Consider the following 21,466-nt stretch of genomic DNA (forward strand, 5'->3'; position numbering starts at 1 on the left):
CGCATATCCTGTCAGTTCACATCATGAAAACAACGAAACCCGAGATGGTAATTCCGGTGGCTCGACGGCGACATCACCCGGCTTCCGTGCCAGAACGGCGCCCGCCAGCGCGCCCAATGTTCATGCGCGCGCACCGTGTCCCAGATGAACCAGCTGCCCTTCATCTCGGTCACGCCGAGCGTCGTGGACCCCCGGCTTGCCATCTGGTCCGGGGACAGCGGCAGGGTCATATGCTCCGCCGCATTGCCGTCGATGTCATAGGCGCCAAGCGGGCTGTGGCATTGCGGGAAAGACCCCGCCGGATAGGTGTTCGACCCGCAGCCGGTGAAGCTGCCGCCATTGCAGCTGGCCGATTTGAAACTGCCCGTGGCGCAGACCCCGGACCGCCAGGGGCCGATGCTGTAGACATTGCGCGTATGCGCCCATTCCGCGTTGTGCCAGGCGCGCATCGCCTGCGGGCTGCCCAGATCGAAGCGATAGTCAGGCTCCAGCAGCGCACCCGCCGCCGCGCCTTCCCATTCATGGGCATCGCCGATCCGGCCGCCCTCGGCCGCACAGAGCAAATGCGCTTCGTTCGCGCGCACCCAAACCACCGGATAGACCATGGGGATGTTCGGGTACTCGAACATATCCACGCAGACCTCGGCATCCTCGGGGCTTTCGGTCGCGGGATCATAGAGCGGCGCACGATAGGGCCCGCCGCAGATCCGTTCCCACCTGGCGTTGCGATAGCTCTGCTGCACACTGGCGACCGACCCGCCGATCCGCGCCGCCGCCTCCTCGGGTGTCATGGCGTGGCGTGTCACCGCCGGATTACCCTGCCCGATATAGGAGGAGCCTGCAAAGATTTCGCGGATGCGCCGAAGCTCGGCATTCGACACGCCGCGCACCTCCCGCATCTGCTGGAACATCTGTTCGTTGAGCTCCTGCAAGGTCTGAGCGCCCCCCACCCCGGCGCCCATGACGCCAAGGACAAGGGCCATCAGGGTTCGGGTGAGATTTCTCATGGGGGGCACTCCTCGTGCTTGGGGTTACTCGCGTCTCAGAAGGTAGAAGAAATCACGATTGTCGGCGAAGCCCACGAAACGCGGGATCGTGCCGTTGCGCGTGTCCTGATCCACATGGCTCATGCCGCTGACCAGATGTTCGGCCTCGATCCAGTCGTCATCCTCTGTCTCGGGATAGAGCGCCATATAGGTGTGTTCCTGGCTGTTCATGTCCATCAGCATGGCATAGTCGCAGTGATAGGCCTGGAACGTCCGCGCCATGGCCGAGGGCGTGGCGGTCGAGAAATAGGCGTAGATCAGGAACTGGCGGCCATCGACCTCGCGCAGACACGACCCGGCGCGCAGTGTGCGCAGTTGCGCGTCGGCAGAGCCCGACCAGTTGCCCGCGCCCCATTGCGTGACACGGTCACCGGGCACGCTTTCGCCGCTTTCCGGATCGGGGTGGATCAGGGGCACACCGTTCTGACGGGCAAAGCGCAGATGCGGCAGCAGTTCCTCGTTCAGCTCCTCGGTCCAGGTGGTCATTCCGAAGGTGCCGTCATTGGTGACATAGATGGTCGACAGGCCCGGCCACAAGCGGCTCAGCACCGTGCCGTTGACGAGGAACCCGTAGTGATGTCCGTGGTTGAAGGTCGCCATATCCCCGTAGCGGAAGGCGCCATGATCCCGCTTGTAACCCCCGGTAAAGGTCGCCGCGACCCGGTCGGTCAGCGAGGGGCTGAGCATGCCCACCATCACCAGCGGATCGGGCGAGCTGATGCCGTCAGGTCCGGGGATCGACCAGTCGCGCCCGGCCCCGTGCGGGCGGGAGGACCATTCGAAGCCGGGGTGGTCGGTGCCAAGCTCATACCCGATTTCAAACTCGCGCATGTCGAAGGCCACCAGATAGACATTGGCGCCGCGTTCCACCCCGTCGAGCCAGTTGGTCTCGCCCGAGCGGTTCAGGATCTCGTCGCTGATCATGCCGGGCTGCATCATGCTGGCGTAGATGCCGGGGGCGTCTTCCACCTGATACCAACTGCCGGCCTCCATGCCGCCTTCTGCACCGACAAGGTCGAAACCGGGGGCAGCACGCATGACCGGGAAACGACCCAGATTGGCCTGGCCAAGCGCTTCGACGACTGCGCCGGGGTCTTCGGATTCGGCTTCGTCAGAGCTTTCCAGGTAGGCGTCGCGGAACAGCGTGCCCTTGATCAGGTTCACGATGGAATCGCCAAACAGCACGTTCTCGCGCAGGAATTCGGCAATCGCCTCGCGCGTGGTGCGCGACCCGGACACGCGGTTGCGCAGATACATGGAGCTGTCGCAGATCGGCGCGTAGGGCAGCGGTTCTGCGCGGGCTTCTTCCAACTCGGAACTGCGTCCTTCCCAGGGCGCGCATTCCACCTCATCCCCATCATTCTCGATCAGGATGATCGGGTCGTCGCCATCCATTTCCAGCGAGATCTGCCAGAAATCGGGTGCGGCGTTTTCCAGGTGATAATAGCGCGGGCGGGACATCTCATCGCTGTCCACACGCAGGATGAACCACGCATTCACCATCGGGTTCATGGAGGTCAGGGTGACCTCCAATCCGTCATCCCCGGTCAGGGTCATTTCGTTGCGGAACGGTTGCAAGGCGTAGATCGACCCCGGCGCATCGGAGTTATAGACCTCCATCTGCGCGGCAAGCGTCTCTTCGTCGGGCAAGCCGATACCGTTGGCAAGGGCGGGGCCCGACAATGTGAATAGAAGGGCCGAAAGCCCGGTCGCTTTCAGCGCGCGATATCCTGTGAATGTCATTCCGTCTAATTCCAGCTCCAAAAAGTCCGGTCCCCGGCAGCTATCAGACCCCGTCCCGATCCATAACAGCCTTGATTTTCCGAGTCTTTATGCTGCAACGAATCCCGTCGCCGCGCAATGGCAGCATTCCATGACTTTGCAGGGATGCCCACCTCACGAATGCGTGAGGATCGGGGCCTTCGTCATCCCCGCCTCCATCGTCGCCAAAGGCATTGACATTTCGGTGAAACTCGTCAGCTTTCCGGCATTTCATCGGCTGAAATGGCAAAATGCATGCGCGATACACTCGACAAGCGGATCATACGGGAACTTCAGCGCAACGCGCGCGAATCCACTTCCAATATCGCGCAAGCGCTCGGCGTGGCCCGATCCACGGTACATGAACGCATTGCCCGGATGGAAAAGGATGGCACGATCGCTGGCTATTCCGTGGTGCTTTCCCGCAATCCCGGCGAGGAAACCGTGCAGATCCTGATGATGCTGGAAATCCGCCAGCAGGACACGCGCAAGGTCTTGCAAAGACTGAACACCTACCCTGAAATTCAGGTCGTTTTCTCCATCAATGGAGAGTTCGACCTGTTCCTGTCGGCAGAGGCCCCGCGGGTCGAAGACCTCGACATCCTGATCGACGAGATCGGAGAGATCCCCGGAGTCGTCCGCACCACAACATCCGTGGTCTTCGGACGCCGCATAGACCGCCGATCAGATGAGACGGCAGAGCGGATTTTCCGCCAGATGCAGGCCATGTCGACACTCGGCGCTGACTGACCCGTCATTTTGCCGGAAAACTCCCGATCCGCGAACATTCGGCAGAGGACGACGCGATAGATCCTGCCTCAGGCTTTGGAAAAGGACCCGAAGCAGGAGGCAAGATCGTGCGCAACTGGAACGTTTGCATCGTGGGAGCAGGGAAGATCGGCACAATGATTGCCGAGCTGCTGAAAGCATCGCCCACCTATTCCGTCACAATCGTCGATTCCGAATTCGCGAATCTCGCGCCTTTCCAGCAGGCGGGGTTCAAGGTGGCACAGGCTGATGCCGGGGATCAGGCCGCTCTGACACGCACGTTCGACGGGTTCGACGCTGTGATCAGCGCCGCGCCCTTTTTCCTGACCCCCACCATCGCCGCCGCCGCCAAGGCCGCGGGCGCGCATTATTTCGACCTGACCGAGGACGTGGCCGCGACCGAGGCCGTGCGCGAGCTGGCGAAGGACAGCAAAACCGCCTTCATGCCGCAATGTGGGCTGGCACCGGGCTTTGTTGGCATTTCCGGCGCGCATCTGGCGGCGCAGTTCGACAAGCTGGACACGCTGGCGCTGCGGGTGGGGGCGCTGCCGCTCTACCCCACCAATGCGCTGAAATATAACCTGACCTGGTCCACCGATGGGTTGATCAACGAATACTGCAACCCATGCGACGTGATCGAGGGCGGCGAGCGGATCAAGGCCGCGCCTCTGGAAGCGCTGGAGGAATTCGGCCTCGACGGCGTGGATTACGAGTGTTTCAACACATCGGGCGGGCTTGGCACCCTGACGGAAACCCTGTTGGGCAAGGCGCGCAAGGTGTCTTACCGGACGATCCGCTATCCCGGTCACCGCGCCATCATCAAGATGCTGCTGCAAGACCTGCAACTGGAAACCCGCCGCGACCTGATGGGCCAGATTTTCGAAACCGCCCTGCCCCGCACGGATCAGGATGTGGTGCTCATCTTCTCAACCGCGACGGGTTGGATCGACGGCGAATACCGCGAACGCAGCTTCGTCAACAAATCGCTGGCCGGTCAGGTGAACGGCAAGACCTGGGGCGCGATCCAGCTGACCACGGCGGCGGGCGTAACGGGCGTGATGGACCTGATGCGCCAGGGCAAGCTGCCCGCGCAAGGCTTTGTCCGGCAAGAGGACGTGCGCCTTGAAGATTTCATGCAAACCGAATTCGGCCGCTACTACGGCAAGGGGGAACTGACCCGAATGGTCAGCGCCGCCTGAAACACGCCCCGTCCGGCCGAGATTGCATGCCGCAAGGCGTATTGCTCCTGTCGGAGGGAATCTCAGACCGCACCTGCCCTGGCATTGATGACCAAGGGCAGGATGGCTTTGTCGAAAGCTTCAAAGGCCGGATGCGACAGCGCTGATCCCCGCGACCGCCCGCCCGCTATGCGAGATGATGGCTCCGCGCGTCGGACGACTGCCCAACCTGCGCCGATCGGCGCAAACCCGACCGGGCTTCTGGCGCGGCGGGATGAATGCTCGGTGGCAAGTCAATGGCCATCGCAAGCCAATCATAGATCGGGTCGTCGGATGGGGCCAACCGAACAGCCTCGCTGCCGGCAAATTCCATGAATGCTGACACGTTGAGAGAGTTGACCCCAACGAGCACCGGAATCTGAAGATCCAGTGCACGGGCGATGGTGGTTCGAAAGCCGCGCCCCTCGGCTTCATGCTTGCCGAACTTGTTGATGATCAGGAGGTCAACATCAGGACCGAGCCGCGCCTCTACCAGGCCCACGGCGGTCTCCAATGCAGCGGGGTCCAGTCTGCATCCCTTCGAGGCAGATCCAAGATCCTGCGAGATGCGCAGTACCGGCCCATCAGGCAGAACACGCACATCCATGGCGCAAGGGCCACTGGCCCGATCGGTGTTGATCTGGACCGTGCCACAGGATCTGACCCCTTGCGAAGCGAGCGTGGCGGCCAACCGGGATAGCAGCAGGTCTGTGTCCCCTCTGCCCGGTGCCATGGTATAGGCGATGTTCATGTCTTGCTATCCTCGTCTCTCAAAAAGGGTGGAATTCAACCAAGGCCCCGCCGGGCAGGTCCTCGGTTTCGGCGGGAATGAACAGCAGGCCGTCCATGTCCGAAAGCTGTGAAACCCTGCCGGAACGGGTCGCATCGACGAAATCGACCACCTCGCGCCCCGCGCTGTCAAAGCCGGTCAGGCCCGCCAGCCGAAGTTCGCATCGCCCCGGTTTGTGATGCAGCACGCGCTGCAAGACGACATGTCTTCGGCGAACCGCTTCCTGCGTTTGCCCGGAAAGCGACCTGCAAAGGGCAACCCCGAAGATTTGCCACGTCACGAAGGCGGATAGCGGATTGCCGGGCAATCCAAGCCACGCCGCCCGTCCGACATGTCCGAATGACACAGGTTTACCTGGCTTTACCGCGACGCCACTGAAGGCAATGCGCGCGGAAAGATCTGACAGGGCGGGCTTTACGTGATCTTCTTCGCCGACCGATATTCCGCCGGTCGTCACGATCAGGTCCACCTTCTGAGAAAGCTCCGCGAGCTGCGCGCGCAGCCCATGCCGCGTGTCACCTGCAATCTGAATACTGCAAAGATCAATGCCGGGTGCCGCGATTGCTGTGGACAGCATCGGTGTGTTGACGTCCCAGATCGCCGCGGCGCCCCTCGTTTGCCCCAGCTGAACGACCTCATCCCCGGTTACGAGAAGTGCAGCACGGATGCGCCTGATGACGCGAACCATTTCGTGCCCGGCGGCTGCGCAAGCAGCGATATCGCGCGGTGAGAGGGACCGCCCCGCCAGAACGACGATTCTCCCTTTGGCCATGTCCTCGCCGGCCCGGCGAATGTTGCTGCCCGGCTTGACCAGCCCGGTCAAACGGATGTGAGTATCGCTGCGCAGCACCTGTTCCTGCATCAAGACCGCATTTGCACCTTTCGGCACTGGTGCGCCCGTAAAAACCTGGATCGCTTCTCCGCGACGCAGTTCAATAAGCGGGACATGTCCCGCAGCAATACGCCCACCAATCGCAAGCGACCACGGCCCGTCGCCGCACAGGTCGCCGGTGTGGATCGCAAAGCCGTCCATCGCGGCATTGTCAAAAGGCGGAACCATCCCGCGCGATTGCACCGGCTGCGCCAGAACGCGCCCGACGGCTTGCGCCAAGGTGACAAGCTCGGTTTCAGGGGTGGCCTGTGTCAGGCGCACAATCCGGGACAACGCCTCGTCGATGCTGATCAGCGAACCAGGACGCGCGATGTCGTCACACCCACAGCCGGTGCCCGCGATCTTCCGGATGACTGTCATTGCGCGGCCTCCGCATTGAAATGCCCCGGCCCGACCGTGCAATCCAGATCGCGAAGCCTGCCGTCTTTCAGGCCATAGATCAGACCATGAACTCTTATACTGACGCGGTTCTTCCACGCCCGTTGCAGGATTGGCGTTTCAGCAACACGGCGCACGCCTTCGACGACGTTCAGCTCTGCAAGCCTGTCGCGGCGCGCCTCTTGATCATCAATTTGAGCAAGATCAATGGCATAGGCACGGGCAAGACGCCGGATCGGTTCCAGCCAGTGATCCGCCAGGCCATGTGGCAGGTCTTCGGTCGCGGCCTTGACCCCGCCGCACCCGTAGTGACCGCAGACAATGATCTCTCGAATCCTGAGCGCATCAACAGCAAACTCCAGGGCGGAAAGCATATTCATATCCGACGAGTGGATGACATTCGCCACGTTGCGATGCACGAACACCTCGCCGGGATCGAGACCCGCGACCACATTGGCGGGCACCCTGCTGTCAGAGCAGCCAATCCAGAAGAACTCGGGCGTTTGCCGCGTTGCCAGCCGCGCAAAATAGCCCGGTTCATCGCGGTTTCTTTGGTCGGACCAGGTCGCATTGCGATCAAGAAGGTCATTCAGCATTTTTTCATTCTCCGAGCGGCGACGAGAGACCTCGGCGCTCCAGCATGTGCCGTTCCATCAGCCGAAGGTCTTTTTTGGTGAGCCTTGCACGGGCAATCGGGAGGATGACCGCGTTTTCGAGGATCAGGTGGCGGCGTGCATGGTGGGCGAAGTCCGACAATAGCGCACAATCCGATTGGGATGGCTTCGAGGGACTCGCGCCAATGCCCTGAATGATCGCGGCAATCGCAGGCGCATCCGCAAGCGCATGACCGTGATCGGATTGAAGCCTGTCGATCACCTTTTCGATTTCATCTTCCGGCGCGCACCGTTTCAGCATCAATGGAAACAGATCGATTTCCTCATCCGCCAGATGCTGCGGCAGCACCGCCTCCAGGAATGTCAGCACGTGATCAAGATCGGCCTGTTCCATGGATGCAGAGGCCACGATCCGGTCGATCAACGCACAGACTTCCCGTTCGCGCATATGATCTTCGGCGATGAAATCCAGCGGACCATGCAATGGACGGGTGCCGGAGCTTTCCCCCCTTGCCGCGTTCCGCTGCCGTTCAGATTGCTTTTTCATCGCGGACTTCTCCCGATCAGGCCCTGTTGAGATCTGCCCCTCGAATTTCAGCGGCCTCGACGAGCTGTGCGATGAAGGCCCTCGACTGCCGTGCCCAGGATGTTTTCTCCATCGCTTCGGCAATCCTGTCGCGAACGGCCTCGAATGGCAGGACCTGCCCCAAGGCAACCGCATCCATCCGGATGATGTGATAGCCGTGACGGGTGAGAACCGGCTCTGGCGAGATCTCACCTTCGGCAAGCTGACGCAGGGCGGCCTCGAACTCCGGCACGGTGTCGTTCGGGCCAAGCTGGCCCAAGGCGCCGCCCGACGACCTCGACCCGCAATCGCTTTCGCGCGCGGCGATGGCGGGAAGGCTACTGGGATCGCTGAGAACGAGGGCAAGCAGCCCTTGCGCGCGGATCTGAACCTTGACGCGATCCGCCTCGTTGCGCGGATCGCAGGCGCATAGAATGTGTGACACTTCCCACAGCGGCGGCGAACGAAAGCGCGTCGGATCTTTCAGCCATTCGGAGGTGATATCCGCCTCGGTCGGGGGAACGACATCAATCGCTTGGTCGAGCAGGCCCCGGATCAGGGCCTCCTCCTGCGTCTCGAAGCGCCCCGGCCCGACTTCCAATGGTTCAGCTTCAATGCAGCGCGACCGCGCCTCTTGCAACAACAGGGTACGGATCGCCACCGCATTGGCCGCCTTGCGCCAGGCGATGCCGGGTTTGCCTGCCGGCGCGGTCTGGTTCTGCGTCTCGGCCGCAACCAGAGCGTGAGGGACACGCTCTCCGTTGACGACCAGATCCGGAAAGAGGGCTGCATTCATCTGCTCTACTCCGCCGGTGTCGATTTCGGGGTGTCAGATGCAGCCAGCGGCTTTTGACGACGGGTACGCACGATTTGATAACCCGGCCGCAAGAGATACCTGATCGGCGCGGAAAATCCCGACAGGATGTGAACCAGCCGCGTGAACGGGAAGACCAGAAAGATCGTCAGGCCAAGGAAGATGTGCAACTTGAAGATCAGTGCCGCCCCGACGATGTGATCCGCCGCGCCCGACTGAAAGGTCACGATGCCAAGTGCCCATGCCATGAAAGTCGTCATTTCGTGGCCATCGAGATGCTGGAGCGACACGAAGATCGTTCCCAGCCCCAACACAAGCTGCGCAAGAAGCAGGGCAAGGATCGCGTTATCAGCAAAGCTTGATGTTCGGCGAATCCGCGGGTCGGTCCAACGGCGGTGCATGAGCATCCCGCCCCCCACCAGCGCCATGACCCCGGCAATGCCACCGGCCACCACGGCAAGAACCTGCTTCGTGCCATGTCCGATACCAAGCGCGTCAAACAGCCAGATCGGTGTCAGAAGGCCGATGAGGTGGCCGAAGAAGATCACCAAAACGCCCACATGAAACAGGATTGATCCGACCACCAATTGCTTGCGCCGCAACAACTGGCTGGACGAGGATTTCCAAGTGAACGGGTCGCGTTCGTACCGGGCGATCGAGCCGATAATCAAAACGGACAGGGCGATGTAGGGGTAGAGTCCAAACAGGAAGTTATGCATCTTTCATCTCCCTCATTCCGCTGCCGCATTCGGCGCGGATCTCGTGGGTACAGTAGCGGTTGGTGGCATATCCATGCGGGCGAGCATGTCGCGCACTTGCGGACATCCGGCATTGGGGTCAGGTCCGAACAGCACTTCGCTTTCCTCCCAAACCTCGTCCAGCGCCGTCAGATCGGCGGGGTCGTCATCGGGCTGCGCGAGCATCTCCGCCACAGCCTCCTGATCGGCCTTCACACCTGCAAGTTGCAAAAGGCTGGCGAACACGGCGGCATAAGGGCTTTCGCGCCGGACAAGCCGAGCGTTCAGAGCCTCAAGGATATGCGTCGCGTCCGCCAGAGTATCCTGTGCCTCGGACGAAGGGCGCGTGGACAGGAATTCCAACAAGACAGGCAGGTGGTCCGGCAGTTCGGATGTCACGGGATCAAACCCGCCGGCCCTGTATGTCTCGATCAAGGAGACCATCGCGCCGCCACGGTCACGGCTTTCGCCGTGCACATGTTCGAACAGGTTGAGCGACAGGGTGCGCGAACGATCGAAGAGCAGCACGAACTGTTCTTCCAGCTCATATATGTCGCGCGTGCGCAGCTCCTCCACCAGCGGGCGCAACGCCCGCCGGGTTGCGGCCGTCAAACGCGTGTCCGATGACAGGATTCCGCCAATCTCGGGCATGGCCTTTTGCAGGTCTCGGGTCGGGTAGCTCAGCATCACCGACAATGCTTTCAGTGTACGGTCCATGTCACATCGCCTCCGTCGGCATCTTGAGGGGTTTTCTGGAACCGCCGAACAACGACTTGCCGGATGATCCGGTGGAACAGCCGTTGGTGTCGGTAAACCCGCAACCGCCGCGCAGGTCATAGGCTTCCTCGACCTGTTCACGATGCGTGGTGGGGATGACAAAGCGGTCCTCGTAATCGGCCAGCGCCATGATCTTGTACATGTCCTCGATCACCCGGCCCGAAAGCCCGACCCGAGCGGCAATGGCTTCGTCAACCACGCCTTCGATTGTCTTGGATCGCATGTAGGACCGCATCGCCAGCATCCGTTCCAACGCCGTGATCACAGGTGCTTCGTCCCCTGCTGTCAGCATGTTGGCGAGGTATCTGACGGGAATACGCAGGTTTCTGACGTCCGGCATTCCGGCCTCTGTCCCGATGGTTCCCGCTTCGGCGGCGTTCTGGATCGGGGACAGCGGCGGAATGTACCACACCATGGGCAATGTCCGGTATTCGGGATGCAGCGGGAAGGCGACCTTCCACTCCATCGCCATCTTCCAGATCGGGCTTTCCTGTGCCGCCTTGATCCAGTCCTGCGGGATGCCATCGGCACGGGCCGTCTCGATCACGACAGGGTCGTTGGGGTCGAGAAACACGCCCAGTTGCGCATCATAGAGATCCTGTTCGTCCGCCATGTTCGCGGCATCGGCAATCTTGTCGGCGTCGTAGAGCATGACCCCCAGATACCGAATGCGCCCGACACAGGTTTCCGAACAGACCGTCGGATTGCCGCTCTCGATCCGGGGATAGCACAGGGTGCATTTCTCGGATTTGCCGCTTTCCCAGTTGTAGTAGATCTTCTTGTAAGGGCAGCCCGATACACACATTCGCCAGCCACGACACTTTTCCTGATCAATCAGGACGATGCCGTCTTCCTCGCGCTTGTAGATCGCCCCGGACGGGCAAGACGAGGCACAGGCCGGGTTCAGGCAGTGTTCGCACAGCCGGGGGAGATACATCATGAATGTATTCTCGTACTCCCCGTAGATCTCCTTCTGGATACCCTCGAAGTTGTAGTCCTGCGACCGCTTGGAGAATTCGCCGCCAAGGATTTCCTCCCAGTTCGGACCTTTCTCGATCTTTTCCATCCGCTCGCCGGTGATCTTCGACCGGGGGCGCGCCGTGGGGAATGCCTCCATCTCCGGGGCGGATTTCAGGTGGTCATAGTCGAAATCGAACGGCTCGTAATAATCGTCGATCTCGGGCATCGACGGATTGGCGAAGATGTTGGACAGAATGCGCCATTTGCTGCCCTGCCTGGGTTGCAGCTTGCCAGCCCTGGTGCGTTCCCAGCCTCCTTTCCAGCGGTCCTGGTTTTCCCAGTCGGTCGGGTAGCCGGTGCCGGGCTTGGTTTCGACATTGTTGAACCATGCGTATTCAACGCCATCGCGGCTGGTCCACACGTTCTTGCAAGTGACGGAACAGGTGTGGCACCCGATGCATTTGTCGAGATTCAGCACCATGCCGATTTGTGCGCGGATTCTCATTCTGCTGCCTCCTGTTCAGATGCGTCCCAGCTCTTTTCGCGGTCGAGCCAGTCCACGTGTCTCATCTTGCGAACGACGACGAATTCATCGCGGTTGGCCCCCACGGTGCCGTAGTAGTTGAAGCCATAGGATTGCTGGGCATAGCCGCCGATCATGTGGGTGGGTTTCAGGACCGCGCGGGTCACCGAATTGTGGATCCCGCCGCGATGCCCGGTCTTTTCCGAGCCCGGCGTGTTCACGATCTTCTCCTGGGCGTGATACATGAACGTCGTGCCGTCCTTGATCCGCTGCGAGACCACCGCACGCGCCGTCAGCGCACCGTTGGTGTTGTAAAGCTCTACCCAATCGTTATCCACGATCCCCGCGCTCCTGGCGTCGGTCTCGCTGATCCAGATCACCGGGCCGCCCCTGTTCAGCGTCAGCATCAGCAGGTTATCGGTGTAGGTGGAATGGATGCCCCATTTCTGGTGCGGCGTGATGAAGTTCAGAACGAGGTTGTCGCCCGCATCCTGCACATTCGCAGTGATCGTCTTGAGATCGACCGGCGGGCGGTAGGACATGAAGCCTTCGCCGAACGCCCGCATCCAGAGGTGATCCTGATAGAGCTGTTGCCGCCCTGTCAGGGTGCGCCACGGGATCAGTTCATGGACGTTCGTATAGCCCGCATTGTAGCTGACCTTCTCCGACTCGATGCCCGACCATGTGGGGCTGGAGATGATCTTGCGCGGTTGAGCTGCGATGTCGTGAAAGCGGATCTTGTTGCCATGCTCGCCCTCGGCCAAATGCGCGTGGTCCCGCCCGGTGGCCTTTTCCAGCGCTTCCCAAGCCTTTACGGCGACATTGCCGTTGGTCTCGGGCGCCAGCATCAAAATGACTTCGCAGGCATCAATCGCCGTTTCGATCCTGGGCCTGCCCGCCGCGGCACCCTCCGGCTGCACACCGTTCAGGGCCGACAGGTTGTCGATCTCGTCCTGCGTATTCCAGGTGATGCCCTTGCCGCCATTGCCCAATTTGTCGAGCATCGGTCCAAGCGCCGTGAAGCGATCGTAGATCGAGGTATAGTCCCGCTCGACCGCAACGAAAGCAGGGGCGGTCTTGCCCGGGATCAGATCGCATTCGCCTTTTTTCCAGTCCTTCACCTGATCCTGCGCGATTTCCGCCGGGGTGTCGTGCAGGATCGGCAGCGCGACGATATCCGTTTCCTTGCCCAGATAACCGGGCGCGATTTCCTGGAATTTCCTGGCAATCGCCTTGAAGATTTCCCAGTCGGACCTGGAGTCATAGGCCGGATCCACCGCCGCTTGCAGCGGGTGGATGAACGGATGCATGTCCGACGTATTCATGTCGTCCTTTTCGTACCAACTGGCCGTTGGCAGAACGATGTCGGAATAGACGCAGGTCGTGCTCATCCGGAAGTCGATGGTCACCAGCAGGTCCAGTTTGCCGCGCGGCGCCTGATCGTGCCACTTGGCCTCTTTCGGCAATTGGCCGCCATCCTGGCCAAGATCCTTGCCCATCACACCGTGATCGGTGCCCAGAAGGTGCTTGAGAAAATATTCGTGCCCCTTGCCCGAGGAGCCCAGCAGGTTTGACCGCCAGACAAACAGGTTGCGCGGCCAGTTGGCGGGATTGTCCGGATCCTCGCAGGACATTTCCAGATCGCCGGACTTGAGAGTCTCCGCGACATATGCCGGAACCTCCTTTCCGGCCGCCTTTGCCGCCTTTGCAACCTCAAGCGGGTTGGTCTTGAGTTGCGGTGCCGATGGCAGCCAACCCATGCGCTCGGCCCGGATATTGTAGTCGATCAGGGAGATGTCCCAATCGCCCTCGGGCGCTGTGGGTGACAGGATTTCGTCTGCCTTCAGGGTCTCGTAGCGCCATTGATCCGTATGCGCGTACCAGGCAGAGGTCGAGTTCATGTGCCGGGGTGGACGGTTCCAGTCCAGCGCGAAGGCCAGCGGTTGCCAGCCGGTCTGCGGGCGCAGCTTCTCCTGCCCCACGTAATGGGCCCAACCGCCACCGGATTGCCCGACGCAACCGCACATCACCAGCATGTTGATGACGCCGCGATAGTTCATGTCCATGTGGAACCAGTGGTTCATCGCTGCCCCGATGATGATCATCGACTTGCCGTTGGTCTTCTCCGCGTTGTCGGCAAAGCCACGGGCCACGTGGATGATCTTGTCGGCCGGAACACCCGTGATCTTCTCGGCCCAAGCGGGCGTGCCGGGCATGTCATTGGCATAGTCGGAGGTGACCCAGTCACCGCCCAGACCCCGGTCCAGCCCATAGTTGGCGCAGAAGAGATCGAACACCGTGGCCACGGCGATCTCGCCTTCGGCGGTTTGGATCTTCTTGACCGGGATGTTGCGGGTCAGGATGTCGGGGTGATCGGCATCCGTCTTGAACTGGCCAAAGGCCTCGCCCCCGAAATAGGGAAAATCGACCCCCAGGATGGCGTCATGATCCTCTTCGAGAACAAAGCTCATCTTGAGTTTCGTCTCGACCGCGTTCGCCTTTTCTTCGAGGTTCCACTCGCCGTCTTCGCCCCAACGATAACCGACGGACCCGTTAGGCGCGACGAGGGCCTGAGAGACCTCATCAAAAGCGACGGTCTTCCATTCGGGGTTGTTGTCTTCGCCCAGTTTGCCGTCCAGATCGTCGGCCCTCAGGAAACGCCCCGGCACAAGCTTTCCGTTCTTCTCGTCCAACCTGACCAGCATCGGGAAGTCCGAGTATTTGCGGGTGTAATCCTCGAAATATTCCGCCTGACGGTCCAGATGGAACTCGCGCAGGATCACGTGGCCAAAAGCCATGGCAAGGGCGGCATCGGTGCCCTGCTTGGCGTTCAACCAGACATCGCCGAACTTGGCGGCCTCGGAATAGTCGGGGCAGATGACGGCGGACCGCGTGCCCTTGTAGCGTGCCTCGGTGTAGAAATGAGCGTCCGGCGTGCGCGTCTGCGGCACGTTGGACCCCCAAAGGAGCAGGTAGCCGGAATTATACCAATCGGCGCTTTCGGGCACGTCGGTTTGTTCGCCCCAGGTCATGGGCGAGGCGGGCGGCAGGTCGCAATACCAGTCATAGAATGACATGCAGACGCCACCCATCAGGGACAGATACCGCGACCCGGCAGCGTAGCTGACCATCGACATCGCGGGAATCGGCGAGAAGCCGAACACGCGGTCAGGGCCATAGGTCTTGGCGGTGTAGGCGTTGGCCGCGGCCGTGATCTCGGTCGCTTCGTCCCATGTGGCGCGGACGAAGCCGCCCTTGCCGCGGGTTTCCACATAGGATGCGCGAAGGATCGGATCGGCCTGAAGCGTCGTCCAGGCCTCGATCGGCTCCATCGTCTCGCGCAGCTTACGCCAGGCCTTCATCAGGCGGCCACGCACGAGTGGGTTCTTCACCCGATTGGCAGAATAGAGATACCAGCTATAGGACGCCCCCCGCGCACAACCGCGCGGTTCGTGGTTGGGCAGATCGGCGCGCGTGCGCGGGTAGTCCGTCTGCTGGGTTTCCCAGGTCACGATCCCGGATTTCACATAGATTTTCCAGCTGCACGACCCGGTGCAGTTCACTCCATGGGTCGAGCGCACAACCTTGTCGTGCCGCCAGCGGTTGCGGTAGGTCTCTTCCCAGTCGCGGTTTTCGCGCGTGACCTGACCGTGGCCATTCGAGAATTGGTCGATTTCCCTTGACTGAAGGAAGTTCAATCTGTCGAGCAGGTGGCTCATGGTTTCTCTCCTAAATTCGGTGGCCGCGCCACCCAGGCGGCGCGGCAGGCCCGTCTGGTTCAGCAGGGAACAGGTGCGGATTTGCGGCTGTAGAAGATCCAGCAGATCGCGGCACAGACGGCGTAGAAGCCAAGGAACGCCCACAGGGCACCATTCGGGGCACCCGTCATGGCTATGGAAGTGCCGTAGAGCTTGGGGATGAAGAAGGCACCGTAGGCTGCGATGGCCGAGGTGAAGGCGATGATCGCCGCACTTTCCATTTCGGTCTGCTTTTGCAGGGCACCTGCGTCGAGGGTCGGCATCAGACGCGGGACTTCCTGTTTCATGATCGACGGGATCATCTGGAAGGTCGACGCGTTGCCAACGCCGGTCAGGAAGAACAGTGCCATGAAGCAGGCGAAGAAGCCCCAGAAATTGCCGCCGGGCGACGCCTCGGAAGGCAGGAACTGCAACACCCCTAAAACCGCCACGATCATGGCAACGAAGGTCCAGAAGGTTACGCGCCCGCCACCGAATTTGTCAGAGATCCAGCCCGTCGCCGCCCGGCTCAACGCGCCGACAAGCGGTCCGAGAAAGGCATATCTCAGCACATCAACTTCCGGGAACTGAGTGCGCATCAACAAAGGGAAGCCAGCCGCATAGCCGATGAAGCTGCCGAATGTGCCGGTATAGAGCACGCACATGATCCAGTTATGCTTGCGGCTGAAAATCACGGACTGATCCGAGAAGGACGATTTCGCATCGGCAATATCGTTCATCCCGAACCATGCGGCGATTGCACTGACGGCCAGGAACGGCACCCAGATGAAGCCTGCGTTCTGAATGAAAAGCTGACCGCCATCGGACAGTTGCTGCGGTTCGCCCCCGATTGCGCCGAACACGCCCATTGTTATGACGACCGGGACCACGAACTGCATGACCGACACGCCGAGATTTCCCAGACCGGCATTCAGCGCCAGCGCATTTCCCTTGGTTTTCTTCGGATAGAAGTAGGCAATATTCGCCATCGAGGAGGCGAAGTTGCCACCGCCGAACCCGCACATCAGGGCAAGGATCAGGAAAGTGACATAGCTTGTCTCGGGATTTTGCACCGCAAAGCCGATCCCGAGCGCAGGCAGCAGCAGGGAGGCCGTCGAGATGGCAGTCCATTTGCGGCCCCCGAAGATGGGCACCATGAAGCTGTAGAAAATGCGCAGAGTCGCGCCCGAAAGGCCGGGCAAAGCGGCAAGCCAGAACCGTTCGCCTACGGAAAAGTCGAAACCGATCGCGGGCATCTTGGCGACAACGACCGACCAGACCATCCAGACCGAAAAGGCCAAAAGCAGGTTGGGGATCGAAATCCAGAGGTTGCGGGTTGCGATGCGCTTGCCTTCGCTGTCCCAGAATTGCGGGTCTTCCGGCCGCCAATCGGTCAGCAGATAGCCGCTGTTGGCAGATGGGGTTGCGGTGGTCGCCATGATGGGGTCCTCCCGTGGTGGCGTATGGAATGTGTGGCGGGCCGCTCATCGGCCTGCCGGGTTCGTGTCATTCGGCCGGTTGGTTCCCGTTTTTCTTGGCGATTGCGGTCAGGCCCTCTTCCAGGGCCGCATTCGCCTTGAGCGCTCGCAACCGCAGCGTCTCGATATTGGCCGCCGCGAAGTTGGCGCGCTCCTCGTCTTCCTGCCGGGTCGAAAAGCGAACGAAGAACGCAAGAAAAGAGGCGCAGGTGACGACCATGCCAAGGATGAAGAAGGCCTCGGACCAGTCGATCACGTTCTTGAAGAGGAACCCCGCAAGCACGGCACCGGCGTTGCCCCCCGCGCCGACCACGCCAGCAACGGCCCCAAGCGCCTTCTTGTTGATGAAGGGCACGACGGAGTAGGTTGCCCCTTCCGCCATCTGGGTGAACAGGGAAAAGACGATAAGTGCCGGCAACGCGAGGAACAGCACATGCATCTGGCTGAAGACCATGAGAGCGCAGCCCTCGAAGAACAAGCAGATGAAAAGCCAGAATGCCCGCCCCTTGAGGCCCCATAGCGATCCGAAGTTGTCACCGAACAGGCCGCCCATCGTGCGGGCAAACAGGTTCATCAGGCCGAATGAAGCAGCAACCAGACCAGCTGTCACAAGGGACAGATCAAAGTAGTCCATGAAGTAGAGCGCAGCGACGTTGTTTACCGTCAGTTCGATGCCGAAACAGGCGCCATAGATCACGAACAGAACCCAAACCCGCGGGTCTCTGAGGGCCTGCATGTAGTTGCCGGTGACTTTTTTCTTTTCTTCCATCCTGCCCTGCGCGCGCAGGTCATCGAAGTTGCCGTCTGGCGCGTCCTGGGTCAGAAAATAGTAGGCGATCCCGGTCAGGAAGATGATGACACCGACCACAACCATGGACAGGCGCCAGCCAACCGCTTCGGAGAAGCCGAACCCAATGACCATGACCGAAAACAGAAGCGGCATGACAAATTGCGTGACGCCCCCGCCCAGATTGCCCCAGCCCGCCGATGTTGCGTTTGCCTGGCCAACCACATTGGGCGCGAACATGACAGAGGTATGGTATTGCGTGATAACGAACGCAGCCCCAATGCCGCCGATCAGGACGCGAAACAGCAAGAAGGTTTCAAAGGATTGCGCAAGGCCGATCCCCATGACCGGCAAGGACCCGATCAGCAACAGCCACGTGTAGGATTTCCGCGGCCCGATGCGATCGCAGAGCCAGCCGATGAACAGCCGGGCAAAAATGGTCATCGAGACGGACCCGATGATCGCCCATCCGATCTGGTTCGGCGTCAGTGCCAGCTCATCGCGCACAACACTCATCAGCGGCGCAATGCCGAACCATGCGAAAAAGCACGAGAAGAACGCAAACCACGTCATGTGGAAGGTTCTGATCTGCACCATCTTTACGTTGAAGAAATTCGACCACAGCGCCGTGGCCTTGTTCTGAAGTTCCATCGCGGCCCCTCCGCCTTATGCAGCCATTGCTGCTGTTCCGGGTTGCGGCAGACATGCAGCCCTTCGGAGCGGCCAGAGTTGATTCAGATCAAAAGAATGACGATTATTCAGCAAAATAAATGACTTACAGATATTCATCATGTCAGTGCGGGCGGTCAGTCAATCCGACAAGTAGCGGCCGTCAATCGACTGCTTGACATTTATCAAGCGAGGGAAAAGGATGCCCCCACGCAACACAAGGAGGCACCTGCAGACCATGCCCGAGTCGTATCGACAAGAAGTGCGCGACCTCGCCCTGTTTGCCGATATGGATCAAGGGCATTTCGAAACCCTCATGCGAGGGTCCTACGTCCAGAACTTTCCGCCGCGGATCGATCTGATCACCGAGGGGGACACTCCGGACTTCCTGCACGTTGTGATGTCCGGCTCCGTCGACCTGTTTTCATCATGGAACGGCAGGGAAACCAGCTTGGCGACCGTGCGCCCTGTCAGCACATTCATTCTTGCGGCCACCATCAAGGATGCGCCCTACCTGATGTCTGCACGGACATTGGAAAAGAGCAGGATCATCCTTCTACCCTCCGAAGATGTGCGAAGTGTGTTCGAGAAAGATGGTGCGTTCGCACGGGCGATCGTGACCGAGCTTTCACAATGCTACCGCGCCGTCGTGAAGAACACCAAAGACCTCAAACTGCGGACGTCATTGGAAAGACTGGCAAACTACTTGCTGCGCCAGAGATCGCGAACGGCGTCTGACGCCTTCGACCTGACCATGGAAAAACGGCGCTTGGCCTCCTTTCTGGGAATGACCCCGGAAAATCTGAGCCGCGCCTTCAAGGGACTGGAGCCTTACGGCGTGCGGGTCCACGGCAACCATATCAAGATCACGGACGCCGAGGACTTGGCACGTTTCGCCAAACCCACCCCACTTATCGATGACCATTCCACGTAGTGGCAGCGTCAGACGAATTCGTACCAATCTCCACACGAACAATAGGCCTCTCCCTTTCGCAGCGCAGAGCAAGCGCCACTCAGCCAGAGCAGCGGCACGACTTATCTTGAAATGCTGTCTACTCGAGAGGCTGCGGTCCTGGTTTGCATGGTTCAAGACGGATGCATGGATGCCCGCGAAGAATTAAAGGATTGGCGTGGGCACCACAACGAAGACAGCCCCCGCAGTGCGATTGGATACAACGTCCCGATCACCTTACACTATCCCGATGGCATCACCGGCCCGTCATCGGGGCAAATACTGCTTCCGGCGGCCCGAACTCGGGGGCGGTGCAGCGAAGGCGAGCATCAAATTCCAAGTGAAGGGACGCTACCTTGGGGAAATGCCCCTAAGGCAAATACTGACTTATCAATTTTTAAAGAAGATTAGATTCTTGTAGTGGCGGAGGAGGTGGGATTCTACGCTTAAGCATCATTTCGCCTTGTATTGCTTGATTTCTTGGGTGTTTATGCCTCAAACGTGTGTGGTCAACGTGTGTGGAAGCAGATGCCCAAGTACCTCCAGAAGCGCCGCCGTAGGTGGTATGCCGTCCTCGACATCCCCAAGGCACTCCGCCCAGCGCTGGGTGGTCATGCCCGGTTCGTGGAGAGCCTCAAGACCGAGAGCCTCACGGAAGCCGAACGCAAGGTCCCTCAGGTCATCGGCCAGTGGAAGGCCCTGATCGAAGCTGTACGCCGTGGAGACCCTGCCCCTCTGGCAGATCATCAGGCTACGGCTTTGGCTTGGCGTGAGCAGCTCGACAGCATCACAGACGAAGAGGAACGGGAAGGCGTCGAGTCCGTCATGGTGGAACTGGCCAAAGAGCGTGACCGAACCACCCCCGGCCAAGGTACGGCAATGTTCAAGCTGGCAACGCGTCAGTGGGAACAGACAGATGAGCTGCTCGAGGACTGGCTGGCCACGCTCGACAACGAGGCCAAGACCATCGACATGAAGCGCTCGGATGTACTCAGGTTCTCCCAGCGGTTTCGCCTGACGAAGGACGTGGGCAGGCAAGCCGTGTTGGACTGGGTAGACCACTTGCTCCACGAGGAGCGCCTATCTCCCGCAACTGTGCGTCGTATCGTGTCAGCGTGTCGCGGTTACTGGGCGTTCCTCCAGCGGCGAGGTTCAGCGGCAGGGACCGGCGACCCGTTCAGCAAGGCCGTTCCCCCTGCACCCCGCAAGAAGACCAAGGCACAGCTTGCAGCCCAGCGCAAAGCCTTCACTCCTGAGCAAGTGGTCGTCCTGCTTGAAGCTGCGGAGACCAAAGGCGACACGCCCCTCCTCCGCCTGATCTGGCTTGCTATGTGGACAGGCTGCAGGATCGAGGAGCTGTGTAGTCTCCGGCTCAGTCACGTACTGGCAGACAGGTTGCAGATCGAAGACGCCAAGTCAGAGGCCGGGTGGCGCGAGGTCCCCGTCCACTCCCGTCTCCTCCCCCTCGTCCACGAACTCTCAGCAACGAGCAGGGACGGCTACCTCCTGTCGGACCTGAGCACCAACAAGTACGGCGACCGCTCAAACGCCATTGGGAAGCGCTTCGGCCACCTCAAGACGGCTCAGGGCTTCGGAAGAGACTACGTGTTCCACTCCATCAGGAAGACCGTTGCGACGCAGCTCGAGGCTGCCGGGGTGCAAGAGTCGGTCAGCGCCCGCATCTTGGGGCATGAGGTCCCTACCATGACGTATGGGCTGTACTCAGGGGGTGTACCATTCCAGGTCAAGCGGGAAGCCTTTGAGATTATCGACTACCCGGGTGTGACGTTTGCAGTGTCGTCCTGACCAATGAGGATATATGCGTGACAAGAGCCGGTCAGCAGTCGTCAAAAGCCTACTGACCATTTTGGATCGCTTTCTTGACCACTGGAGCAACCGTTTCGAATCTGATGCCCCGGTTTGCGCAGTAGGGGGAAGAGAGCCAGTCGGAAACCCGCTTCTGACCTTTGCTTGCATTGCAACCACGGCAGCAGAGGGCAA

General features: G+C 60.4%; 16 protein-coding genes and 2 pseudogenes. 5 read left to right on the forward strand and 13 right to left on the reverse strand.

What is annotated here, in order from left to right; genetic code table 11:
* Positions 1-11 precede the first annotated feature (11 nt).
* Positions 12-1,007, reverse strand: a complete 996-nt coding sequence (locus BKY26_RS01955; RefSeq protein WP_071688723.1) for an SUMF1/EgtB/PvdO family nonheme iron enzyme — start codon at positions 1,005-1,007, stop codon at positions 12-14.
* A 24-nt stretch (positions 1,008-1,031) separates the two neighbouring features.
* Positions 1,032-2,789, reverse strand: coding sequence for a hypothetical protein (locus tag BKY26_RS01960; RefSeq protein ID WP_071688724.1), 1,758 nt, complete (start codon positions 2,787-2,789; stop codon positions 1,032-1,034).
* A 273-nt stretch (positions 2,790-3,062) separates the two neighbouring features.
* Between BKY26_RS01960 and BKY26_RS01965 the strand changes: the two genes are divergently transcribed.
* The 3 genes and pseudogenes from BKY26_RS01965 to BKY26_RS20845 all read left to right on the forward strand — a co-directional run.
* Positions 3,063-3,557, forward strand: a complete 495-nt coding sequence (locus tag BKY26_RS01965; protein WP_083431278.1) for an Lrp/AsnC family transcriptional regulator — start codon at positions 3,063-3,065, stop codon at positions 3,555-3,557.
* A gap of 131 nt (positions 3,558-3,688) precedes the next feature.
* Positions 3,689-3,997, forward strand: a pseudogene (locus tag BKY26_RS20840) (saccharopine dehydrogenase NADP-binding domain-containing protein); the annotation flags it as partial.
* A 93-nt stretch (positions 3,998-4,090) separates the two neighbouring features.
* Positions 4,091-4,774, forward strand: a pseudogene (locus BKY26_RS20845) (saccharopine dehydrogenase family protein); the annotation flags it as partial.
* A gap of 166 nt (positions 4,775-4,940) precedes the next feature.
* Here BKY26_RS20845 and BKY26_RS01975 read toward each other — a convergent pair.
* The 11 genes from BKY26_RS01975 to BKY26_RS02025 form a co-directional block, all read right to left on the reverse strand.
* Positions 4,941-5,543, reverse strand: coding sequence for a DUF2478 domain-containing protein (locus BKY26_RS01975; protein ID WP_071688727.1), 603 nt, complete (start codon positions 5,541-5,543; stop codon positions 4,941-4,943).
* Between the two features lie 19 nt (positions 5,544-5,562).
* Positions 5,563-6,834: a molybdopterin molybdotransferase MoeA gene (locus tag BKY26_RS01980; RefSeq protein WP_071688728.1), complete on the reverse strand. Its 1,272-nt coding sequence runs from the start codon at positions 6,832-6,834 to the stop codon at positions 5,563-5,565.
* Complete coding sequence (locus BKY26_RS01985; protein WP_071688729.1) at positions 6,831-7,448, reverse strand: carbonic anhydrase; 618 nt, start codon at positions 7,446-7,448, stop codon at positions 6,831-6,833. Before BKY26_RS01985 ends, BKY26_RS01980 begins: the two co-directional genes overlap by 4 nt.
* A gap of 4 nt (positions 7,449-7,452) precedes the next feature.
* Positions 7,453-8,013 (reverse strand): hemerythrin domain-containing protein, encoded by a 561-nt coding sequence (locus tag BKY26_RS01990; protein WP_071688730.1) that lies wholly within the window; start codon positions 8,011-8,013, stop codon positions 7,453-7,455.
* A gap of 16 nt (positions 8,014-8,029) precedes the next feature.
* Positions 8,030-8,827 (reverse strand): peptidylprolyl isomerase, encoded by a 798-nt coding sequence (locus tag BKY26_RS01995; protein ID WP_071688731.1) that lies wholly within the window; start codon positions 8,825-8,827, stop codon positions 8,030-8,032.
* A gap of 5 nt (positions 8,828-8,832) precedes the next feature.
* Positions 8,833-9,564 (reverse strand): respiratory nitrate reductase subunit gamma, encoded by a 732-nt coding sequence (gene narI / locus BKY26_RS02000; protein WP_071688732.1) that lies wholly within the window; start codon positions 9,562-9,564, stop codon positions 8,833-8,835.
* 12 nt (positions 9,565-9,576) lie between these two features.
* Positions 9,577-10,299, reverse strand: a complete 723-nt coding sequence (gene narJ / locus BKY26_RS02005) for a nitrate reductase molybdenum cofactor assembly chaperone (protein ID WP_071688733.1) — start codon at positions 10,297-10,299, stop codon at positions 9,577-9,579.
* 1 nt (position 10,300) lies between these two features.
* Positions 10,301-11,824, reverse strand: coding sequence for a nitrate reductase subunit beta (gene narH, locus BKY26_RS02010; RefSeq protein WP_071688734.1), 1,524 nt, complete (start codon positions 11,822-11,824; stop codon positions 10,301-10,303).
* The gene (locus BKY26_RS02015; protein WP_071688735.1) at positions 11,821-15,561 is read right to left on the reverse strand and encodes a nitrate reductase subunit alpha; all 3,741 of its coding nucleotides are present in this window, start codon (positions 15,559-15,561) and stop codon (positions 11,821-11,823) included. The genes narH and BKY26_RS02015 overlap by 4 nt, the downstream gene beginning before the upstream one ends.
* A gap of 59 nt (positions 15,562-15,620) precedes the next feature.
* Positions 15,621-17,018 carry a NarK family nitrate/nitrite MFS transporter gene (locus BKY26_RS02020; protein WP_071688736.1) on the reverse strand — a complete coding sequence of 466 codons (1,398 nt, stop codon included), beginning with the start codon at positions 17,016-17,018 and terminating at the stop codon, positions 15,621-15,623.
* A gap of 67 nt (positions 17,019-17,085) precedes the next feature.
* A complete protein-coding gene (locus BKY26_RS02025; protein ID WP_071688737.1) occupies positions 17,086-18,495 on the reverse strand; it encodes an MFS transporter in 1,410 nt (469 codons plus the stop codon).
* A 256-nt stretch (positions 18,496-18,751) separates the two neighbouring features.
* On the opposite strand from BKY26_RS02025, the gene BKY26_RS02030 reads away from it, so the two are divergent.
* Both BKY26_RS02030 and BKY26_RS02040 read left to right on the forward strand, forming a co-directional pair.
* A complete protein-coding gene (locus BKY26_RS02030; RefSeq protein WP_071688738.1) occupies positions 18,752-19,447 on the forward strand; it encodes a cyclic nucleotide-binding domain-containing protein in 696 nt (231 codons plus the stop codon).
* Between the two features lie 546 nt (positions 19,448-19,993).
* The gene (locus BKY26_RS02040; RefSeq protein ID WP_071688739.1) at positions 19,994-21,271 is read left to right on the forward strand and encodes a tyrosine-type recombinase/integrase; all 1,278 of its coding nucleotides are present in this window, start codon (positions 19,994-19,996) and stop codon (positions 21,269-21,271) included.
* The last annotated feature ends 195 nt before the right edge of the window (positions 21,272-21,466 follow it).

Source organism: Nioella sediminis (assembly GCF_001879695.1).
Taxonomy (GTDB): domain Bacteria; phylum Pseudomonadota; class Alphaproteobacteria; order Rhodobacterales; family Rhodobacteraceae; genus Nioella; species Nioella sediminis.